The sequence below is a fragment of the Spirosoma aerolatum genome (assembly GCF_002056795.1).
GTDB classification, from domain to species: Bacteria; Bacteroidota; Bacteroidia; order Cytophagales; family Spirosomataceae; genus Spirosoma; species Spirosoma aerolatum.
The window spans coordinates 2581273-2603388 of the sequence record NZ_CP020104.1 but is presented as its reverse complement, the minus strand read 5'-3'; the positions used below and the strand labels follow the sequence as shown (position 1 = coordinate 2603388).

16 protein-coding genes are annotated in these 22116 nt (G+C 50.7%); 2 read left to right on the top strand and 14 right to left on the bottom strand.

The window, feature by feature from the left end:
• Positions 1-11: 11 nt before the first annotated feature.
• Complete coding sequence (locus B5M13_RS10420) at positions 12-629, top strand: carboxypeptidase-like regulatory domain-containing protein (protein ID WP_245859923.1); 618 nt, start codon at positions 12-14, stop codon at positions 627-629.
• Positions 596-955: an OmpA family protein gene (locus B5M13_RS34050; RefSeq protein WP_317047015.1), complete on the top strand. Its 360-nt coding sequence runs from the start codon at positions 596-598 to the stop codon at positions 953-955. The genes B5M13_RS10420 and B5M13_RS34050 overlap by 34 nt, the downstream gene beginning before the upstream one ends.
• 71 nt (positions 956-1026) lie before the next feature.
• Here B5M13_RS34050 and B5M13_RS10415 read toward each other — a convergent pair whose 3' ends face one another.
• The 14 genes from B5M13_RS10415 to B5M13_RS10350 all read right to left on the bottom strand — a co-directional run bounded on the left by B5M13_RS10415 (position 1027) and on the right by B5M13_RS10350 (position 22084).
• Positions 1027-1884, bottom strand: a complete 858-nt coding sequence (locus tag B5M13_RS10415) for a DMT family transporter (RefSeq protein WP_080055614.1) — start codon at positions 1882-1884, stop codon at positions 1027-1029.
• A 69-nt stretch (positions 1885-1953) separates the two neighbouring features.
• Positions 1954-4038, bottom strand: coding sequence for an NAD(+) synthase (gene nadE / locus B5M13_RS10410; protein WP_080055613.1), 2085 nt, complete (start codon positions 4036-4038; stop codon positions 1954-1956).
• A gap of 207 nt (positions 4039-4245) precedes the next feature.
• Positions 4246-5532 (bottom strand): DUF5690 family protein, encoded by a 1287-nt coding sequence (locus tag B5M13_RS10405; protein ID WP_080055612.1) that lies wholly within the window; start codon positions 5530-5532, stop codon positions 4246-4248.
• A gap of 51 nt (positions 5533-5583) precedes the next feature.
• Complete coding sequence (locus tag B5M13_RS10400; RefSeq protein ID WP_080055611.1) at positions 5584-5952, bottom strand: nuclear transport factor 2 family protein; 369 nt, start codon at positions 5950-5952, stop codon at positions 5584-5586.
• Between the two features lie 108 nt (positions 5953-6060).
• Positions 6061-8853 carry a bifunctional YncE family protein/alkaline phosphatase family protein gene (locus B5M13_RS10395; protein WP_080055610.1) on the bottom strand — a complete coding sequence of 931 codons (2793 nt, stop codon included), beginning with the start codon at positions 8851-8853 and terminating at the stop codon, positions 6061-6063.
• 2 nt (positions 8854-8855) lie between these two features.
• A complete protein-coding gene (locus B5M13_RS10390) occupies positions 8856-9404 on the bottom strand; it encodes an HD domain-containing protein (protein WP_080055609.1) in 549 nt (182 codons plus the stop codon).
• A gap of 3 nt (positions 9405-9407) precedes the next feature.
• Positions 9408-10328, bottom strand: coding sequence for a metallophosphoesterase family protein (locus B5M13_RS10385; RefSeq protein WP_080055608.1), 921 nt, complete (start codon positions 10326-10328; stop codon positions 9408-9410).
• Between the two features lie 219 nt (positions 10329-10547).
• On the bottom strand, positions 10548-12119 hold the full coding sequence (locus tag B5M13_RS10380) for a SusD/RagB family nutrient-binding outer membrane lipoprotein (RefSeq protein WP_080055607.1): 1572 nt from the start codon (positions 12117-12119) through the stop codon (positions 10548-10550).
• A 101-nt stretch (positions 12120-12220) separates the two neighbouring features.
• Positions 12221-15526 (bottom strand): SusC/RagA family TonB-linked outer membrane protein, encoded by a 3306-nt coding sequence (locus B5M13_RS10375; RefSeq protein ID WP_245859921.1) that lies wholly within the window; start codon positions 15524-15526, stop codon positions 12221-12223.
• 164 nt (positions 15527-15690) lie between these two features.
• Positions 15691-16842 (bottom strand): TIGR03364 family FAD-dependent oxidoreductase, encoded by a 1152-nt coding sequence (locus B5M13_RS10370; protein ID WP_080055606.1) that lies wholly within the window; start codon positions 16840-16842, stop codon positions 15691-15693.
• 21 nt (positions 16843-16863) lie between these two features.
• Positions 16864-17601, bottom strand: a complete 738-nt coding sequence (locus tag B5M13_RS10365; protein WP_080055605.1) for an HAD family hydrolase — start codon at positions 17599-17601, stop codon at positions 16864-16866.
• A gap of 153 nt (positions 17602-17754) precedes the next feature.
• Positions 17755-18492 (bottom strand): response regulator, encoded by a 738-nt coding sequence (locus B5M13_RS10360; protein ID WP_080055604.1) that lies wholly within the window; start codon positions 18490-18492, stop codon positions 17755-17757.
• 13 nt (positions 18493-18505) lie between these two features.
• Entirely contained in the window at positions 18506-20257 is a 1752-nt protein-coding gene (locus B5M13_RS10355; protein ID WP_080055603.1) for a histidine kinase dimerization/phosphoacceptor domain -containing protein, read from the bottom strand.
• Positions 20258-20605: 348 nt separating this feature from the next.
• The gene (locus B5M13_RS10350; protein ID WP_080055602.1) at positions 20606-22084 is read right to left on the bottom strand and encodes a nicotinate phosphoribosyltransferase; all 1479 of its coding nucleotides are present in this window, start codon (positions 22082-22084) and stop codon (positions 20606-20608) included.
• Between the last annotated feature and the right edge of the window lie 32 nt (positions 22085-22116).

Genomic DNA, 22116 nt, shown 5'->3' with positions numbered 1-22116 from the left:
GCCTTTAAACTATGACGTGTATTCAATATATAGTAATTGCCGGGTGTATCTTCAGTAGCCATGTAGTATCTGTCGTATGGGCCCAGACCACACCTACCCATCAGGTCGCGCCAACCACCGGTACGGCTATTGTACAGGGATTCGTTCTGGATGGCCAGACAAAAGCGCCTATTGCCGGGGCTATTGTTATCGCCAAAAATCAGGCTGGAGCCATTCGTGATCAACAACCCACCAACGCCGAAGGGGTATATCAACTTAAGCTTGACCCAAAGCAGTCGTATATTTTTACAGCAAAAGCGGATGGCTATATTACGCTTGACGAACAGCTTTATTTCTCTTCGCCAACGGCGACCAGCATGGATCGATCCAGAAATCCAACGTTACTTTATCGTACAAGCTCAAACCCAGTCAGACCGAGCAATGCTGCTCCTGCTCATACTAGCACCTCAACGGTTACAGCACCTCCTGTAAAAACTCCAGCGACCACGCCCCCTATTTCGGAGCAACCGGCAGTTAGCAACAGTACAACCACTGGTCGTTCGCGTATAACACCCCCTAAAACGCTGGATGCCAAAGTAATCTATACCCCCCCCCACTGGTTGTTGCCGCTGGAACAACTACCCAACTGAAAGCCCTTCAATTTGTACAGAGCAAAGCCGAACTCCTGCCCGAAGCTCAGCCAACCTTAGATCAGCTTCTGGCCTTTATGCAGGAACATCCTACTGCCGAAATCGAACTGGCAGGTCATACCGACAATCAAGGGGATTTCGATGAAAACCTTCGCCTTTCCAAGCAACGTGTTGATGTGGTGAAGGAGTACCTAGTGAAGAACGGCGTTGCTGCCAATCGAATTAGCACCCGTGGCTTTGGGCCAACACGTCCTATTGCCAGCAACAATTCAGAAGCCACACGAAAGCTTAACCGCCGGGTTGAAATGACGGTATTAAAACCGTAGAGATGCATCCTTGCGTCTCCTATGCGTCAGCAGCAATTTAACCATCTGGTCAATAGACGCAAGATGCGTCTCTACGCTTTTCGGCCCAGCCACAAACCGGCGATTACGAGCGCTGTACCTGCCAGTGTGTACCCTGTGATGGGTTCGTCCATAAGTAGATACGAGTAAGCGAAACCGAAAATCGGACAAAGAAAAAGCCAGAGTGAGGCCCGGACTGGATCTTGCCGAACCAGATAAAACCACAATTGCAAAGCCGCTACAGATACGGGCAAAATGAGCCAAAACAGCGATGCCCAAAATCGCATGTCGTAATGAGATGACGAGAAATCGGCAAACAGCAGTGTAAAAGGTACCAATTGTAATCCACCCAGAAATACCTGCCATCCATTGATAACCAGGTTCGGTAGCCGCCATTCGAAACGCGCATAATAGACTGTTGCCGCCGATACCGAAATCATGCCTACCAGCAAAATTAATAACCCTTCGACCGTAGCATAGCTGTTTTGCAAAAGCGGATAGGTAGCAACCCCTACCCCAACCAAACCCAGCAACAGCCCGCCGATTTCGTTCCAGCCCGGTTTCCGGCGCAACCATAAGGCCGATAATAGGGCAATAAACAATGGATTCGTAGCAGTTGACAGGCTTCCGATCCCGGCTGATACCTGTTTTATAGCCAGTACAAAAGCGCCCAGGTAAATCGTGGTATTCAGGAGCGAGAAGACCATTAACCGCCCCCATTCGGTACGCGTAGGCCAGGCGTCTGGCATATGCTGTATACTATACGCAAACAGGAGCATTCCGCTACCCGCAATCAAAAACCGAATATTCGCCAGAATCAGTGGATGCGCCGACTGTACCCCAAACTTGGTAGCCACCGAAGCCGACGCCCATAGAGCCGCAAAGAGAAGACCGGGAAGAATTGTTTTCATTCGGCTCCTCTTAAATGACAATAAATTTCATTCCTTATTTACGATAGATTGTTCGATACTGCTTCTTAGCTAAAACCCAATCTTCCCCTTGCGGGTGTTGGGCTTCTGGTCGGCGGCCCAGTCGCGCATGTCGGCCAGCTCTTTTTCGAAACCTCCCGATAGAATGGGGAAGCGACACCACGAACGAGGATCGAGATTATGGTCGTCGAGGTGGAAAGAGGGCGCGTACCGCTCCCGTTTCCACTGATTCCGGCTCCAGAGTTTGAAGAACCGCTCGACCCAGAGCAACAACCGATCCCGGTCATAACTGCCTGCATAGCGCACTTCAATCATCTTCAGGACTTCTAAAGGCGGCTGCTTATCCCGAATGGCACATTCTTCAATCGAGTTCAGCACATCGTAGGGCATGAGATCGTCTTCGTCAGTTTGTTTTTTGTCCAGCGGGCGCAGTTCGGCCGTGGGTTGCAGGCTATTAACCACACTCAACCCTTTGACCTTGATCAACTCATCGGATGCTGATGGATCGCTGACGGTGCCCGTTCGGTCGGCGGGTGTCCATTCGTTTTTCACGTTCAGTCCCACCGTTTCGAGCCAGCGCAACCAGCCCCGCAGAAAATGCTTATCGATCCCCGTAATCGGCGATATACTACCGGCCGTGTCGCCATCCATGGTAGCATATCCCACAGCCGCTTCCGAACGGTTCGACGTACTGAGCAACAGCGCATTGTTCAGGTTCGCCAGCATCCAGATACTCGGAGCCCGCACCCGTGCCTGAATATTCTGCAACGCCAGATCATCGCTATCCCACGAGAGTTTACGACCCAGTTGTTCTTCGATCAGTCCCCGGTAGGTTTCAACCAGCCCGTTGATATTGATATTCATGAAAGTAGCCCCAATGTCGTCGGCCAGGGTTTTGGCTGAATTGAACGTATCGTCGGAAGAATTTTCGGTGCCCTGATACATGACCGTCAGGAGCTTACCGACCATTTCTTCAGGTGTTTTACAGGCCTGAATGGCCTTGATATAACCCAGCTTTTTTTTCACCCCATCCAGACCGATATTTTGAACGGCCATCCGAATCATCAGAAAGACCAGAGCGGCAATGGCCGACGAATCGGCTCCCCCACTCAGCGACAATACATACCCATGCGAGCGACTTTTCCGCAGGTAGTCGAACAGGCCAAGGGCAACGGCACGGGCAAATTCTTCTTCTTTCAGATAGCCTCCCCGCTCCCAGGCTTCAAGTTCAGCCTTCTGGATGACAGGAGCAATGTCAGGCCAGTCGAAGGTCGTCGTCACGCGTAGGTTCGGATAGGCCAGCGACAGGTTAGCTCGATTCTGCGTCTGATTCAGGCGGGTAGCTTCCACATCCACTACGGCCGAAACAATCAGAAAATCTTCGTAGCTCAACCGTGGCCCCGACACCAGTAATTCGCCGTTCGAGGCTACCATTGCATCGCCGTCGTAGATCATCCGGCCTGCTTCATTACCGAGCATATTACTGTACACGTAGCTCACCCCAAAGGCCCGCGATGCATCGACCACAAACCGTTCGCGCACCTGCGATTTCAGAAACGCAAAATGGCTAGCCGTTGGGTTCAGGATAATGTCGACACCACGCTCATACAGCAACCGCCCCGGCCGACTAGCTACCCACGCATCTTCGCAAATCTCGAAGCCAATACGAATACCCGACAAATCGAAAACGACATCGCCAAAGGGATACATAAAATCACCGATTTTGATCTCATCCCGAACGTAAGGCGGCCAGGGCTGGAACCATCGGGTTTCGTAATGAACGCCATTATTGGCCATAAACTGCTTGGCCGTAAAGCCCAGAATCCGTTTGTTCGCTATCAGGCAGGCTACATCGAAGGTTCGGTTATTATGTCGCAGGGGTAAGCCTACAGCCACGGCAATTCCACTCGTGTGTTCCACAATATCGAGCAGAGAAGCTACGGACTGATCGATAGTATTCTGGGCAAAAAAAGCATCCTCACACCCATAACCCGAAATACAAAGCTCTGTCAGGCACAGCAGACTCACATTCTGACGCTGTGCTTCTTCAATGGCGTTGATAATATTCTGTTTGTTATGCTCCCAGGCTAACGGGATTTGATTCAGGACTCCGGCGGCAATTTTCAGAAGTTTCATATTCAATGGCGAAAGAGCAAAAGAGCGAACGAGTGACAGAGCGAATAGCTGCCAATGGCAACTACGTACTCAAGGCTCGCTGCTCATGAAATAAGGTACTGCAAGAATAACAAAGATGGAGCGAAAATAGATTTTCGAAGGGCAAACAATAATATTTCGGCCGCTTTTGCGGAGTTACCGCTTACAGGAATACACGATTAGTTTCTTTCAGACAACACTTGCCCTTTCCCGTAGCAGGGTCTCTGCCTGAAAACGACCTTTAAAATAAAGGTAGGAGCCAATGACCAGCAGGATATACAGAACGGCCATGATGTAGGCGCCATAGATAAAAAATTCGCGGTAACTGATTGTCGCATGGCCGAAGTTCTTGTAGAGCAATACGCCTACACTGCCCAGATAGCCATACCAGTCGGCTAACGTGACGATAAAACCGACTGTACTGACGTAGCGAAAGGAGGCTATTAATCGCTCAAAATACAGGCCGTTACAAGGCACGTAGGCCATATACAACCCCAACCCCGTCAGCAGAAACCAGTTACCGGGCGACAAGGTCCCCGTTGCATACGCATACGTACTCAGGCCCACCAGCGCCCCACCCGCCAGCATCAGTCCATTCAGGAGCGTAAACGCCCGGAAGTTATTCGACACCCGCTGAAGCAAGGCCATAATGATCAGTACCCCTACAGCAACCAATGTTTCGGTTTTGGCGAAAATTCCCGGATTTTCGACACCCGCATCTTTTAGAATTTCGGGCCCAAAATTATCCCGAAAGTCGCGGAAGGCCGACAACAATACATAGGAAAGGATCAATAGAATCAGGCCGGGACGGAAATTGGCAACAAAAGCACGTCGCTCATCGGCATCCATCGGTTTGCGTAAGGTCCGCGAGGCCCGGTCTTCATCGGTTGGGGGTGGCAGTAAGGTAAGTCCGTAGATCGACAGCAGCATAGGGAGCACAAACAAACTGCCCGTGACAAAAGGTAGCCAGAACTCCGAGATACCCCACGCAGTTTTAATGGTCAAGGCCACAGTTTTTACGAAACCAGACGCGAAGATGAATGAAGCTGTCAGCCCAGCCACTAGTGCATCGGTCTGACGGCGACCTTCCAGAAAACCCAGCATGGTTCCATACACCAGTCCGAGTGGCAAACCATTCAGAAACAGAAAAACGATATTCCAGGGAGCGGGTACCAGCGCAAAGCCCAGCAACGCCAGCAAAGCCACGCCCACAAAAAAGAGAATATTGACCGCCCGGCGGCTGGGCGACATCTCCGACACGACCTTTACGCCAATCCCTTTCGACACGGCATAGCCAAACACCTGCGCCGTGACGAGCCAGATTTTGTAGCTGATTCCAGCAAACATCATTCCCTCAAACGTAACGGCTGTAATGCCCCGACGAAAGGCATACATGCAAGCATACGTACAGAATGCGACGGTAGCGCCATACAGAACGAATGCCGTAGGGTTACGAAGAAAAGCGGGAGATTTCACAAGGGGAAGTTTATGTTGATGAGTAAGGCGTCAGTCAGCCTTCGGCTGTTTCTAGTTGGCCTTGTCTAAAAATAAATATAAGGATTTAATCTGATCATTTTCAACAACGGCCACATCCATACCCGTGGCCACGGGCTGAACTCCCTGAGGACCAAGGTTCCAGAAAATCATTTGTATCGCATGGTTCACCTGAGACGGCTTGTTCAGTTCAAAATGAAATTCAACCGGCCATTCCGTCTGCAAATTTGTGATCAGTTCGTTGATAGCCTGGTGGCCAATGATAGCTTCCCCTGAGTTGCTTTCATAAAAATGAATGTCAGGCGCATATATTCTACTCATTGCCTCCAAACGCCGGTCAGCATCTCGATCATTCCAGACTACCAGTAAGCTATCTTCTAAAAGTTGGGCTGTACTCGCCATGAATCGATTAATTTTTATGTGCAAAGGTTGGTATACGTAATGTTAGTTTCAGGCTTATCATGAACTGCCACATTGATGCAAGATAAGACAAAATCATACGTTCGGGCATCAATAATCGCCGTTCTGCTGGCGGTAGTGTTCGGCACGCTGATCGGCCCGGTCGTCCATTTCGGGGCCTTTCTGGATTTTACGCCAGTCGAATGGTTTTTTGTAGGGTTTCATGGCTGCCTGTGGATCGAAAACGCGGGCATCGGGCAGTACCGCGTCGTAAGGGCGGAAATCGGGTTTGTCGGTAAAAAAATCCTGCAGAAGCGAAGCCGTCTGGTCGTACTGGTTCACATACGGAATGCCCAGGATATTGTACATCACTTTCAGGATCGAACCGAAATTGGCATGGGTGTGCGATACATAACCACGTTTTACATACGGCCCCGCCATCATCAGAATCGAGCGGTGGGCATCAATATGATCCACACCGCCCTGCGGATCATCTTCGGTAATGATGACCAGCATGTTTTTCCAGTACTTCGTACGCGACAGGAAATGGAGCACGCGCCCAACGGCCAGATCGTTATCGGCCATGTACGAATGCAGGTAAGGATAGCCAAAATCAGATCGGGGACCGGCACCATGATCGTTCGGTATCTGCATCGTTACGAGTTGCGGCATGGTTTGCTTACTCTTGCCTAACCATTTAGCCGTAAATTCCCGCTCGAACTGCTCCATCCGGTACTGATCGGGCACGTTGGTATTGTACCCGGCATAATCGCGGGAGGTGTGCGGATACACGGCTTTCGGCATGGGGAACACCACCGGCTGAGCCGCGCCAAACTGGGTAGTTGTCCACTCTTCGACCGATCCGGCATATTCATTCGCTTCTCCGAAATTATAGAACGGGATTTTATTACGTTCAAGCGCTTCCCAGAGTCCACCGATTTCGTTGTAATCTTCCGGGTCAATAGCGCCCGACGTCTTGGGAAATCGCCGACCCGGTGCTTTTGAATCGGCGTCGAACCGACCTTTTGAAGCCGCATTGGCCTCAACCCACTCATTCGGAATGGTACCCATCATCCAGTGATGACCATGAATACTGGCGTCCGAATCGCAGTAAAAATTATCTGAAAACGCAAACTGACGTGCCACCCCCAGGTGATTGGGCATAATATCGGCGGCTGTGACCCGAATGCTATCCAGGGCCGTATCGGTTGTTCGGCCGCTGTTCCCGCGACTAGTCGACACGCGGGTTTTGATGGTCACCCCCTGACCGAACCGGGCCAGCGTTGAATCTCCATCACCCGTTCGTAGTTGCCCTAGCACTTCGTCGTAAGTCCGGTTTTCTTTCGTGATGTAGACAATGTATTTGATGGGCGACTTACTGGCGGGTGTCTGGCGAATTTTCGGCAAAGCGGGTAAGGGATTTCGGCCATCGTCGGTAACGGTAACAGCCTGATAGGTATTTTCCAGAACCTGCTTTGTGTAGGTGGTTAGTTGAGTTTTCTCCGGCACGGGAATGGCCTGAAACGTACCGAGTTGAATATCGCCAATGTAGGTTCCCTGTGGTGGCTTCACGAAACTGGCCCCTCCATTGGGTCCGGCCCCATATCCTCTTGCGGAGATGGCATACAGCATTTTTTCATCCGGCGACAGTGCTACCCGCGTAGGGCCCCACCCCGTCGGGATTAGTCCGCGAACGGTGCGGGTTGGCACATCGACTACGGCTACGGCATTGAAGGCCAGGAGTGCCACGTACAGCGTTTTTTCGTCTTTGGTTAGCGCCATACCAAACGGCATCAATCCCCGGAACCGATCCAGTTTCGGGTCAATTTTCAGCGCAATGGTTCCGGCTAATCTGGGAACTGAACGACCACCGGGTTTATAGTCGATAATGGAAATATTGTCGTTGGTGGCATTGGAAACGTACGCGTATCGACTTCCAACCACCACCGAGTTTGGCGAAGCTCCACCAACCACTTCGGCCTCCTCGATCATTTCGCCAATCTGAACGCCGGTCTTGATTTTCCGAACGACCTTGTTGGTCCGCAAATTAACCGTCCAGACACTCATGGCTTCATCGACCAGGGGGCTTCCCAGGCCCGGTATCCGACGACCCTCCGCTTCAACCCCCTCCTCCGACTCTTTGGTATGAGCCGCATACGGCGGAAACTTCAGGGCCATTGTTTCCTGATTCTCTTTGGTTACACCGGGTACTTTGGGGTAGGCATACAGCCCAACGTTCGCCACGAACGCCAACTGCCGATCCGGGCTAATGGCCAGGCCGAAGGGTTGCCGTCCGGTCGGAATCGAAGCCGTGATTCGTTTGGTAGCCAGATCGATCCGTACCAACCGGAAATTGGCGCGATCAAGCGCAAGCAATTCATTGCCATTCAGGAGCAGGTCCGATGTAAAGCTATCGGTATAGCCATTGCCATCCAGATTGATGCTGTCGATGGTTTGGAACTGATCGGTATCAAAGATGAGTACCCGGCCTTTATCACCATTGCTCAGGTAGGCTATTTTGTTGTCGGCCGCAAAAGCAACGCCCAGAAACGAGCCTGCTTTTAACGCTTCAGGAATTTTACCGGCATAATCGGGAATACGGATAGCCGTAACCGACTCAGGCTGTGAGGTTCCGGCCCGAGACAAGTGCAGAACGGTCAACACGCCGTCGTGCAGCGAAACAGCCCGCTGCCCATTGGGCGATATAGCTAACCCAAACGGATCGTTCGTAATGCGAATGGTTCGCCCTGCAGGTGTCACATAGCGTCCACTTGGCAGGACAGATCGGCCAGCCGTATCAATTTTGCAGAACTCCGCCCGACCTGGCACCTGCAAGGTCGTATAGGTACGTTGGGCGAACGCAGATAGCGAAACAAGCAGAAGAAGAAATGGAGCGAATTTCATAGTTAATTACCAGAACTCTCTACCCGTTGAGCCATTGCCAGATAATAGGCCATATCCGGCGTAGGCAGACCGGGGATTTTCGCCTGTTCGTCCCAGCCACGTACCTGTAGAATTTCCCGAAAATAGGGATTGGTTTCAAAGGCCAGCGCTTCGCCCGGTTTCATGGGTCCGCCCTGAAACTCCAGCGTTTTCAGACTGGCCTCCGACAGCCGATCAAAGTAAGCCGCATTTTTATAGACCAGATACCGCTTGGCATTCACGTGATGCTCAATCAGTTGCGCGACTTTCTCCGAAAAGCCAAGTTCCCGCAGATAGTCGGCACCGAGTCGTTCATGGTCTACTGTACCGTACCCATCCATGTAGCCATTGGCTAAGTCGGGCGGAAGCAGGTGACCAATATCGTGCAGAAAAGCGGCTACAATGGTTTCTTCATCCGCCCCAGCCTTTTCGGCCAGATGGGCACATTGCAGTGCGTGTTCAATCTGGGTTACAGGCTCCCCAAAATAAGCATCCTGCCCACCTTGGGCGAAGAGATCAGCGATAACTTGCATAGATTATGTGTACTGAAGGTAAGTTCGTTCAATGCTTCCGTCGTCGAACAGGTCAAACAGGGCGTACCCCGCTTTCGTTTGCTGATAGGTATCGCTTTTCCACCAGTTGCCCGACACAGCCCCATTGCAGAAGTAGGACACGCCGTTGTAATCGACCCGGTCGAGCAGGTGCATGTGCCCACTCAGGGCCGCTTTCACGTTTGGGTATTGATAAAATAGCTTCAGCAACTCGGGCGTATTGGCTAATACCAGTCCGCCCGAAATAGCCCAGTTGCCATTTTTAACGTTCGCTTCACTAAAAAAGGCCGTAGGGCTGAAAATAGGAATGTGCGACAGAATTAGCACGGGCGTTTTCGGATTCGTTTTTGCCAGATCGTTCTTCAGCCATTCCAACTGCTGCGGGTCGATAAAGCCCGTATACCATTTGTTTTCGGGCGTTAGCTGAACACTGTCGAGCATGATAAAATGCCAGCCGTTTCGGTCAAAGCTACGGTATCGCTCGCCAATACGCATCAGATCGACGGCCCATTTTTTACCATACATAGGATCGCTCTTGGCCTCTTCATATCCCCATACGTCGTGGTTACCGATGCAATATTCGATGGGCAGCGAGTTCTCGGCTTTTACAACCGTATGCCAGGCATCCCACTGTTTCTGCACCTCGGCCCGATCCTGTTTCAGCGCATCCATGATTACGTCGCCCCCATGCAGCACAAACGCAGGCTTATCAGCCTGATTTTGTACGTGATGGAAACAATTGGCAACCCCTTTCATGGGCGTCGTTTCGGGTGTAATGTGCGTATCGCCCACGTAGGCGAATCGAACACTACGCTTGCGGGCCAGATTCTGTGACGACGATTCAGGTGTTAAACCAGGTACAAACGGTAGTAAGCTGGCAGATTTGAGAAGGGTTCGACGGTTCATAAGGTAAAAACGGATGGACGAAAATAGACCAGTTGGGGCGGCTTCAAGCAGGAATGCGTTAAAAATAAAGGAATCCCCTTAAACGCCCAATAACCGTTCTCGGTAAAAGCCAGGAACGGTTTCAATAGTTGGTCCAACCGGGGGATTGATGGTTGGTATCGAATTTTTCAATCATCGGGAATGCCTAGACAAATGATTGCCTGGGCATTCCCGATGGGTTTATTTCAAACTCCACATAGCGGCATTGATGTCGTCGTTACCGCCGTACTGGCCCTGAACAGCCGCTGTATTATTGGCCGCGTTATACGACCGTTCGGTTGCCGGATACTGCCAGCGGAGCGGGATTCGCTGGCTGTTGCCCGTTCCGGGACCAACCAAAAAGGTCGGTACGCCCGTCCGACGCTGATTATAAAACGCTTCCAGACCCGACTGTTGGGCAAAGGCCAGGTATTTCTGGGTCAGAATCTGCTTCAGCCCATCAGCCGAATTGCCCGCATACTTCACCGCCGACTGCGCGTAGTAATCGGCAAAGCTTACATTGACCGTATAGGTGTTGAACACTTTATACCCACCGTCGGCCGAGAAATACACCGTATTGGCCCCATCTTTCAGCCCATAAAATCCCCACGATGCCAGAATGCCGTTTTTGTAATACTCTTCCGCATTACCAGCCGCCCAACCCCGGTTGATCCCTTCGGCCAGAGAAAACTGTAGTTCAGGATAACCAACAAGGATGTAAGGCTCAGCCGTATAGGTGCTGTAGTAGTGTTTTCGGTTCTGGAACGAATAAAGCCCCTGATTGGCGTTCGATGACATGATCGCCAGATCTTCGCCCGACGATGCACCCACAAACGCGGCAAAATCAGTTGGTTTGACACCTGCTGCCACTTTGGCCGTAGCCGGTTCGGCTACGACAAACGTGCGCGGATCTTTCAACGTTGTCAGTGTCCCCAGATAGGTAGCGGCCATATTTTCGCGCGTGGCATTCTGACCAAAGTTATCGGGGTTCCGATTATACTTGTTATACTGGTTGTTGTAGATGTACTGCAGGTTATCGTCCATCGACGCCATCAGCGGATACTTGGTGGGGTTATTCACCACATCGGCAAAACGCGCTTTAACGTTCAGATCCGCATCTGATTCTTTTTTTGACAGACTGATCAGCACACGCAGTTTGTACGTGTTCACCACTTTTTGCCACTTGGCCAGGCTGTTATTCAGGTAAATATCACCTGCCAGATTATTGTCGTTTTTGGCAATCAACGAAGTCAGATCGCTATTGGCATCGTCGAGCCATTTCAGAATCTGCACATACACGTCCTTCTGCGAATCGTACTTCGGCGTTTGATTGTCGAGTCCCTGTAGTGCCTGTGTCATCGGAATATCGCCCAGGCGCTTGGTCATCTGCTCGAAAAAATAAGCCCGGAAAAATTTACCAAGAGCCGAATAGGCATTCATATCGGGAAGGCCCGCTTTTTTAGCCTCCTGCTCCATTTTTACCACATTTTTCAGCGTCGTGTAATACAGCCCGGTCGATGTCCAGGAGTATTCGTTGGTGGCGTAGTAGTTGTAGTTACTGGCGTAGAACTGGTTGTATCGCTGGGAGTCGTTCCAGGCACCACCACCCGCAATGCTGTACATGTCGTTCAGTACGCCATTGAATACCAGCGATGCGGGTGCGCTCGTAGGCCGGTTAGGGTCCTGTTCGAGTTGATCGAAAGGTTTCTCGCAACTGGTCAGCATCAAGCCCAGCGCCAAAACCGGAAGGAGTATGTGTTTATGAATTTTCATAATTGTAAAGTCGATAATCGGTTTACCCCTAAATCCCCTAAAGTGACTTAAATCCGAGTGGAAGCAGAGTCCCCTTTAAGGGATTTAGGGGTAAGACGTTTTTAAAATACCAGATTCAGATTGATACCATACCGCCGGGTGGTTGGGGTTTGCAGACCTGAGATACCACCTGTCAGATACTGGTCGAGGTCGATGTCTTTGTATTTGGCGAAATACAGCAGGTTACGACCAACCACCGACACACTCGCCTGTTTTACTCCCAGCCGACGCAGGGCAGTCTGTGGCAGCGTGTAACCAATGATTACCTCGCGCAATTTGGCATAACTCCGATCCATCAGGAAGGACTCCGCCTGCCCATATACCCGGGCGATGTAGTCCTGTGCATACGTTTTGGTCGTGTTGGGTGCGTATTTCAATTCGCCGTAGTTGAGGATGTTCCCGTTTACGTCGTAGTTTATTGAGCCACTCGTCAGCACTACACCTTCACCCACATACGATTTGACAGCCTGTACATCATTCTTACGGGCTTCGCCATAGGCTCCCTGAATGGTTTCGATGTTACGACCTCCCTGGAAGGTTTTCTGCCGGACATAATCGCCAATGATCCCCCCCACGCGACCATCGAACTGGAAGCTGAAGTTGATGTTTTTATAACTGAAGCGGTTATTGAGTCCCCACACAAACTTCGGATTCACATACCCCAGGAACTGAGCCACCGGATTGACGATCGGCCGTCCACCCGCATCGTTGATCAACTGCCCGTCGGGCGTACGGATGAACGAACCCGCATAGAACCCATCGGTCCGATCGCCAATGTTGATAAAGCGTGAACTACTGCTACTACCCACAAAATAGTTGGAAGCCAGGGTATTGATACCGCCTTCGGGATACACTTCCTTCAGCCGTTCGGTATAGGTCGAGTAGTTGGCAACCACGTCCCAGTTGAAGCCTTTAGGCGAACGAATCGCCTGGCCTGTCAGCGAGATTTCTCCGCCTTTTTTCTGCGTCATGATTCCATTCACCAGTCGGCCTGTGTATCCCGTTGATTCCGAAGAGGGTAGCGTGAAGATACGAGGCCCGTCGTTGCTGATGAAGTAAGCCGCATCCAGCGCCAGTCGGTTGTTCAGGAAGCGAATGTCCAGCCCTACCTCCGTTTGCGACGTGGAGTTCGGCTTCAGGTTCGGGTTGTTGAGCGTATTGGTATAATAGGCTGCCGGTTTGTTATTGTACACAAGGGGTAGCGAATACACCGCCGAGTTCTGGTAGGTTGGTCCACCATACGAGGAGCTGTAGTCAACCCCATAGCCCAGCGGATACGAAGCGCCCGGTGTTGTACCAATCGTCGACTGGGTCAGACCGTCTTTTACATTGGCATACGACGCCCGTAGTTTCAGGAATGAAATACCCAGGTTCGTTGGCAGATTGATATAGTCTGATAGAACTGTACTCAGCGCTACCGACGGATAGAAGTACGCATTGTTACCTTTAGGCAGGGTCGAAAGTTTATCCATCCGGCCCGTTGTGGTCAGCGTTACATAATCGCGGAACGTAAAGTCGGCTGAATAATAAGCAGACAACACCCGCATATCGGCCTGGAAGTTATTGGCGATTAGCGCATTCGATGAGTTGGCGAAGTTGTATACCCCCGGAACGTTCAGGTAGTTGGTGCTGGCAAAGTCAGAATTGTAGTTAAACACCCGAGCTTCGCCCCCTGCCAGTGCATTTACGGTCAGATCGGGCGTTACCTTTTTGTTGTACTGAAGCAACACCTGGTTGATGTTATCGAACAACGCCCGACGATCTTCACGATAGTCACCCCGAGCTTCTTCACGACCATAGGTGGTAGCCGAGTACGGGAATTTTTCGGTGCGAAGCAGGTTGTAGGTTGTCAACTGGGTTTTTGCCGTTAGTTGAAGCCCATCGGTAAGTTGATACCGTAGTGACGCATAACCATACACGTTGTTGTTGTAGTGACCGCGCAACCAGTATTTTGCCAGGAACCAAGGGTTATTGTAGCGCTGATACTCGGCATAAATCTGTTGCGTTCCTTCCTTACCCGGCTGCCAGATCTGCTTCATATCGTCGATGTTCCAGTCGGCACCGCCCCAGGCAATAATATTATAAATCAGCGAGTTCGGACCGTAGTTTACATCGGGGAAGTTGGGCGTAAACTGCCGATTGTAGTTCAGGCTGGTTTCAAAACGGAGCTTCGGCGAAAAGTTGTACCCACCCGTAATGTTAAAGTTAGCCACATTCAGTTTGGTATTCGGAACCAGACCACGCTGGTAATTATACGACAGCGAAAAGCGCATATCATATTTCTCGCCCGTTGCGGCTACCGCTACGTTATTGTTCGACAGGATACCCGTCTGGATGAACCGACGGAGGTTGTCTTTCCCGCGCGGAGTAAATGGCGTAGGCTGACGGTCGCTGGTAAACGTGGCTCCATTCGGGAACTTGGTCGTGAACGTTTGACCGGGTACTACCGGACTGTCATACTGTGGAATCAACTGACCATTCAGAGCAGGTCCCCAGATGTCGTAGTCGCCATCGTTCAAGCCATTTCCTTTGCCATCGCCGAAGGCATAAACCCCATGATCGCCAGGACCGTACTCATCCTGCACTTTCGGAATGGCAATGAATCCCTGATCGAACATCTGGCTCGTGTTCACTTCCACCGAAAAACCACGCTTATCTTTCGTACCACGTTTGGTGGTAATCAGAATGGCCCCGTTCTTACCCCGGAAACCATACAGGGCAGATGCCGAAGCCCCTTTCAGCACCGTGTAGGTATCAATATCGTCGGCACTGATGTTCCAGGTATCGGACGTAATGGGAATACCATCGACCACAAACAGGACATCGGAATTACCCCGCAACGAAATGTTTGGGCGGCCCAGCAGTTCCGACGAAGCACCGATGGTTAAACCCGCTACTTTTCCGGTCAGCGAGTTGATCGGGTTCGGTTCACGCGCTTTGAGCAGTTGTGCTCCATCGACCGACTGAATAGCTACTCCCGTCTGGCGTATATCTTTCTTAATACCCAGCGCCGTTACGACTATTTCGCTCAGGGTAGCCGTACCTACGGCCATAGCCACATCGATTGTGCTGCGGTTACCAACGGCAAGCTCCTGAGTTTGATAGCCAATGAATGAAAACGTCAGCGTACCGTTGACTGGTACGTTTAGCGAATAGGTTCCATCGGCGCGGGACGTAGTACCCGTGGAGGAGCCTTTAACCACAATCGACACACCCGGTAAGGGTTGATTATCGTCGGCCGAGGTAACTCGTCCCGAAACGGTTTGTGCCCAAACCGACAGGATTGGCACCGCACTAACTAAAAACGTCACCAGCAGGCGTCGCAATGAGCCGGTTAGTGACGTTGAAGACAGTAAAAGAAGCTTCATACGCTTTTGCAGGTTAGTATTGCTTAAGTACTTTTCCGCAAAAGTATGATCCGGCTATTACGCCAGTATTACCTCTATTTTACTTCATTATCAACAAGATAACGCGCTATAAGCCGAACATTAAGGCAACTTTACCAAATCGTTATGTTTCGATTTTACAGCCTCTATACGTATACACCTAACCACTGACGGATACTTTCTTCGGCATAACCCGCGCCCGAACTCATGCCTTTCCCTCCTATACCGGTCACGATCCGAATGGTAGGATCAACATCGTACTCAAAGATTTCGGCTGGAGTCTGGCTATAAAAACCGGCCCAGGTCTTTTTTATGGCGATTGGAAACGAAACAATCCGCCGGGCTTCGGCCAGCATAAGGTCGTTGATATAATCCTGCGTATGATACCCCAGATCTTCGGCCTGGGTAGCGTTGGCATATTCGTGCGAATCTCCCACAATAATCGAACCGTCGGCAGCCTGCTTGAACAGAATATGAATACCCCATTTTTTCAGTTCGGCCAGCGAATCGGGCGTCTTGATAGCCACATACGACGGACATTCCTGAAATGACTCATACCGGCGAATGGTCAATCCGGTCAGGATATTGCCAGGTAGTTGAAGACCAGCTACCGGTTCCGCCAGGAGCATTTGTAGCTTACTGACAACCAATCCGGCCTTAGCCAAAATTTCCGAATACAACAGACGAACTTCATGCCCTCCACAAATGAGTACTCGATTTCCCTGAAAACGCTGGCGGTTACTGAGGGTTACGGTAGCCCCTCCCCCATCTGGCTGCACATCAATAACTGCCGAACCCGGTCGGTAGTCTACACCGTGTTTCTCCTGGACATATGCAATGAGTCGGTGAATCATCTGTTCCGGCTCCACACTCATCTCACCGGGAAAAAATAACCCGCCCACTACATAGTCAGGCTGCAAGGTAGGGTATTTATCCAGGCACTCTGCTTTGGTCAGTAATGAACAAGGGTAACCAATCTGCTGGTATCGGCCACACAACTCATTTACCAATGTCCACTCATCGTTGTCTGACGCGATATAAATGGTACCATTGGCCCGAACAGTCAGGTCGGTTTCCTGCTGAATACGCTGGTAAATCTCCAGGCTCCGACGCCCGTAATCGAACCATCGGCCAGCCAGCCCGGAGGGAACCACCTGCCCAAAATTCCGCACAGTAGCCTGAATAGGATAACGATCTTTTTCGAGCAGTAAAACCCGCAGCCCGGATTTAGCCGCATGATAGGCATGAAATGTCCCGAGCGCTCCGGCTCCAACAATAATCAGGTCGTAAGTAGGCATATATCGACGTACGTTCCTCCGCTATACTTCAATCATTTCTTTTCGAGACTCAATCAGAGCAGGCAATTCGGCCAATGACCCAATCAGTAAATCGTGTGGGTGCGCTTCCAGTTGATCGCGGGAATGAGTGCCATTGATTACGCCCAGATTGAGGGCTACACCAGCCGCCCGGCCCGACAGCAGATCGGAAGGCGTATCGCCAACATTGATCACGGCTTTGGGGCTAGACACGTTTAGCCAGTTTATGGCCCGCTCAATCATGTATGGATAGGGCCGCCCACGCTCTACTTCATCGCTGGCGATGGAAAGCTGAATGATACTCTGCGGACTGCCCATGTAGCGTTTGTCCAGCCCATCGAGCCAGCCCAGTTTCTCCAGAATAATATCGGTTACAACCCGATAAAAACCCGTAGTAAGCGCAATAGCAATTCCCTGGCTTCGTAGGTAAGCAAATGTATCCAGGCACCCCTCGGTTGGTGTGGCACCATGAGTTCGGTAATGCGCTTCCAGAATATGCCGGAAGGTAGCATACGAAACATCGACCTGCCGCTGAATATCAGTATGCAACTCACCGAGTTGTTCTTTCCAGAGTGTCTCGAACACATACCGTTTGGCTAGGCCCTGCATAGCCAGAATGCGCTCATCGGTCACGAACAGGCCCGTTTGGGCAGCCGCTTCGGCAAAACACCGTTCCACCTCGTGATGGTCGGTTACGGTAGTGCCTGCCATATCAAAAACCACTAATTCAATGGGTTGCATGGATTGAATTTATCTGAGGAGAAGTAAAGCAACGGATTTTTTCAGTACAAGCGACCTGCTTCGTATTAAGAAATAGAGAATATTTTTAGTCGTTCTGCCCCAGTCGAGCCATAACGGTGGGTGTACGCCACTTTCCTGAAGCTAGTTGGATTCCTATTTGGTTCGTACGATGGTTAGTTTTTTCAGCAGTTCTTTCCGGCTGGTAGCTGGAATCTGGATAGCGGGCCGGTAGTCTGTTAAGAACAGGTAATTAGGTTCTACGCGCTCTACATGGTCGAGATTAATGAGTAATGAGCGGGAAAGGCGATAGAAATTAGCCGCCTGAAAATACTGAGCCAGATGGCTCAGGTTCGTGCTGATATGGTGCGTTTTGCCATTGTTCAGGTACAATTTCACATAAGCCCCGTCGGCTTCAACGTATAACACCGTATTGGGAGCCACCTTCTCATACCCTTTATCGACCGGCAGGTACAAATACCCCGACGAAGCAACGTCTTCCGACTCTTTGAGCATCGACTGGAAATAATAATAGGCCAGTTCGACCTGTAATTTCAATTCGTCGTGCCGAAAAGGTTTGAGCAAATACGCGGCCGGAAGTGTTTTCTTAGCTGCCTGAAATGTTGATGGCTCCGAATTGGCCGTCAGGTAAATAATCGGCATTCGATGAATTTCCAGCAGTTCCCGCGCTGTTGTTATTCCATCGGCACTGGATCCTTCCAGTTGTATGTCGATCAACGCCAGATCGGGCCGGTGCCGCTTAACAGCTTCCAGCGCCTGATCAAATGTACGCGCAATAGCCACTACCCTATGCCCCGCTTCCTGAAGCGTCTCGCGAAGGTCCATAGCCGTAATGGTTTCATCTTCAACAATCAGAATCGTTAACGGATTCATAATTCCTCACTAACTACAGTTTATAGACCATACTAAATAGCGTTCCCTTTCCGCCTTCGCCCGTGCTGAACGAATAGGTTCCCGATAACTGGGCTACCTGTGCATCGATTAGCGCCATGCCGAACGAGGTACGCTGAACCACTACATTATCATCCCAAAATGACGTTTCCGTATTATCGAAACCAGGCCCATTGTCAGCAACTGTGCATTCAAGCTGTACTCCCCGCTGGCGGCAGCTAATCCACAACTGAGGGGTATCATTAGCAGGAAACGCATATTTACAGGCATTAGTTATGAGCTCATTCAGAATCAACCCCATCGGCACGGCTTTATCGACCGTAAGCGGGATGGGCGCGATCGTAAAATGAGGCTCAAGCGCCGGATACCCAAAGGTTTTTAAAACCCCCTGCACCAGTTCCCGAACAAATTCGTCCAGATCAATCTGTGCCAGCTTTTCTCCATCATAGAGTCGTCGGTGGACAATCGCCATGGACTGAATCCGCAATCGACTTTCTTCAACAGCTTTCCTGGCCGATTCGTCCGACAATCGTTTAGCCTGAAGATTCAGCAGACTGGCTACCACCTGGAGGTTGTTCTTGACCCGGTGGTTCTGCTCTTTTACTAACGCTTCGTTCTGGCGGCTGATTCGCTGATTGCGTCGATTAAGTCGAAAAAACACCAGGCTCATAGCCGTTACCAGCACCAGCAGCAACGATAGGGTAATGGTAAATCGACGCTGGCTCTGCAGAGTTTCGGTACGCAACATCAATTCACGATTTTGGGCTTTCAGCAGGGCTTCTTTTTTTTCCGTTTCGTATTCCACATTGAGCCGGGTGATGGCTCCCTGGTGATCAGCCCGAAAGGCATAGTTCTGAAGGCGTTCCAACTGCCTTAGTCGTTCGTAGGCCAATTTCCACTGGTTTGTCTTTTCATAATAGCGAACAAGCTGAACATCAATACCGATCTGAGTATCGTAATCATTCAGATTTCGCGATTTATATTGTTTTTCGGCATCGCTCAGCAGCTGCCAGGCCTTGTCAAACTGTCCGTTATCAAGGTAGATTCCGGCCAGTTGCGGCATAACTTTCAATAGAATATCCGCCTTCTTCTTGAACTGAAATAACGTTAATGACTTCTCCAGATAGGTAGCGGCCTGTGGATGTCGAGCACTGGCCAGCAGTTCGCCCAGGGCGGCATATACATCGGCGACGCCAACGCTATCTTTCAACCGTCGACAGGCGGCTTCGGCTTCGCCATAGAAGAAAAGGCTACTGTCGTACGACGTTCGAGCCTGTGGGCGCTGGTTCGTCCAGATATTTGCATAGACCTGTCCCAACCCGATGCAGGCTCGTGAAAGGGCAGTATCTGACTTCAAGGACCGTGCAATGTGCATGGCATACCGGCCGTATCGTACTGCCTCTGTCAGATGCCCCTGCTTGATTTCGATGTTACTCAGCCGATAGTAGAGCCGACTGAGTTCTTCCGAGAAACCTTTGGGTTCAAGAATACGAAGTGATTTGATAAAATACCGATGTGCATTCTGATAGTCGCCTGTAAAGGAGTAGGTTTTCCCATACAGGTAGTAGGCTTCGGCCAGCAATGACGAATCCCGTTTTGCCAGGGCTTCCTGCTCGGCTTGCTGTGCCTTTTGCAGTCGATTGGTCTGTACCTTCAGATAGGAAGGCTCCTGCGCAATGCCTAGGCTGGACGCAATTAGCCATAACCCTCCAAGGCAAACGAAAAAGGCTCGCAAACAGCACGTCATGGTGTGAAATTCAATAGGTAGTCAACAACCTCTCTGCCAGCAAATCTACTCAACCCCTTGCTTTTCTAGACAATTATTTTTTCCACAAGAAAAAAATGAGGGTTGGCAAGAAAAAGCCTAGGGTTGACATAGCTTCCCTTGTTACTGATTTTACAATAAGGCTTATTTGTAAATATTTACCTATCAGTAGGTAGCCATTGTTTACTTCCGCTTTCCGTTTTTAGTCACACCTGCTCAATCAAAACGCTATGTTCAACCTCTACGATCACCCATCCATTCCTCACGACTAACCAACCTGCGCCTGGGCTGGTCCACGCCTTAGCAGAATCTACGATTCCGGTTAGTAACTTATTTTTTGGTCTGACCTTCCCGCAGCTTAAGGATAAGTTCTGTTTTATGATCATGCAGCCGCTTTTCTAACCCTACTGGATAAATGTGCGGGTTTACGAAACGCTTTACGCCAGGGTGCAGGCCTGCTAGTTGTTCCTGCACCCGCGCCCGTACGTCATGAATACCCGGCGAGGTATACACGCACTGACCGTCTTGAAATACAGGTACCAGCAAGTCTTCGTGGGGTTGGTTGGCGTCAAAACGACGGCGTTTTGTAAAGTCGAGAGGATCAATCATAGTGGCCATACCTGTTGATTCATGCATCACCTCCGTATCGTAAATCATGTCGGCCAGAAAGCCGCGTTCGTCCCGAAACCGGCGAACCTGCTGAATACCCGGCGTCGATATTTTAATAGCCTGTTCGGACAACTTCATTTTATAAGACCACTCGCCTGTATCGTTCCGCAAGGCAGCCAGTTTATAAACCCCACCCAGCGCCGGTTGGTCGAATGCGGTAACGAGCTTGGTGCCCACACCCCAAATATTGATTTTGGCCCCCTGCTGCTTCAAACTGTTGATGATTGTTTCGTCGAGGTCATTGCTGGCCACAATGTCGGTATTCTCAAACCCGGCGGCATCGAGCAGTTTACGGGCTTCGATACTTAAATAGGCTAAGTCGCCCGAATCGAGCCGGATACCCGCCAGCCGATGGCCCTGCTCCCGCAATTTTTTCCCGGTCTCTATGGCGTGGCGAACGCCCTGTAAGGTATCGTAGGTATCGACCAGCAGTGTAACGTTGTTGGGCAACACCTGGGAATAGGTGTCAAATGCCTGCTGTTCATCATCGAACGACATCACCCAGCTATGGGCGTGTGTTCCCCGAACGGGAATATCGTAAAGCTTACCGGCCAGTACGTTGGAGGTAGCATCACAGCCCCCAATATAAGCTGCCCGGCTGGCCGTCATTCCTCCATCGATCCCCTGTGCCCTGCGCAAACCAAATTCAAGCAGTTTATCGGTGTCAACCACCAGCCGCAATCGGGCGGCTTTGGTCGCAATCAACGATTCGAAATTGATCAGATTCAGCAGCGGTGTTTCGAGCAGTTGGCATTGCAAAATAGGCCCCTGCACCCGAATCATCGGCTCATTTGGAAAAACAACCGTACCTTCGGGAATGGCCGAAACGCTACAGGTCAGCTTCAAATTGGCCAGATACTCCAGAAAAGCCTCCTCAAACATCGGCTCTCCATCGTTTCCCCGGAGCGTTCGGAGGTACCGTAGATCTTTTTTTGAGAAGCCAAAGTTCTGAATATAGCCAATCACATTGGCCAGTCCACAGGCAATTGTAAAGCCCCCACCGAATGGGTTTTTGCGAAAGTACAGATTAAAAACAGCCTCTTTCTCAGCTGTTTTCGATTTCCAGTATCCATACGCCATGGTTACCTGATACAGATCTGTCAGCAGGCTTAAGGACGTATCGTAAAGCTTATTTGTCATGAGTGCGAAGGTAGTATCTAACAACTTCACAG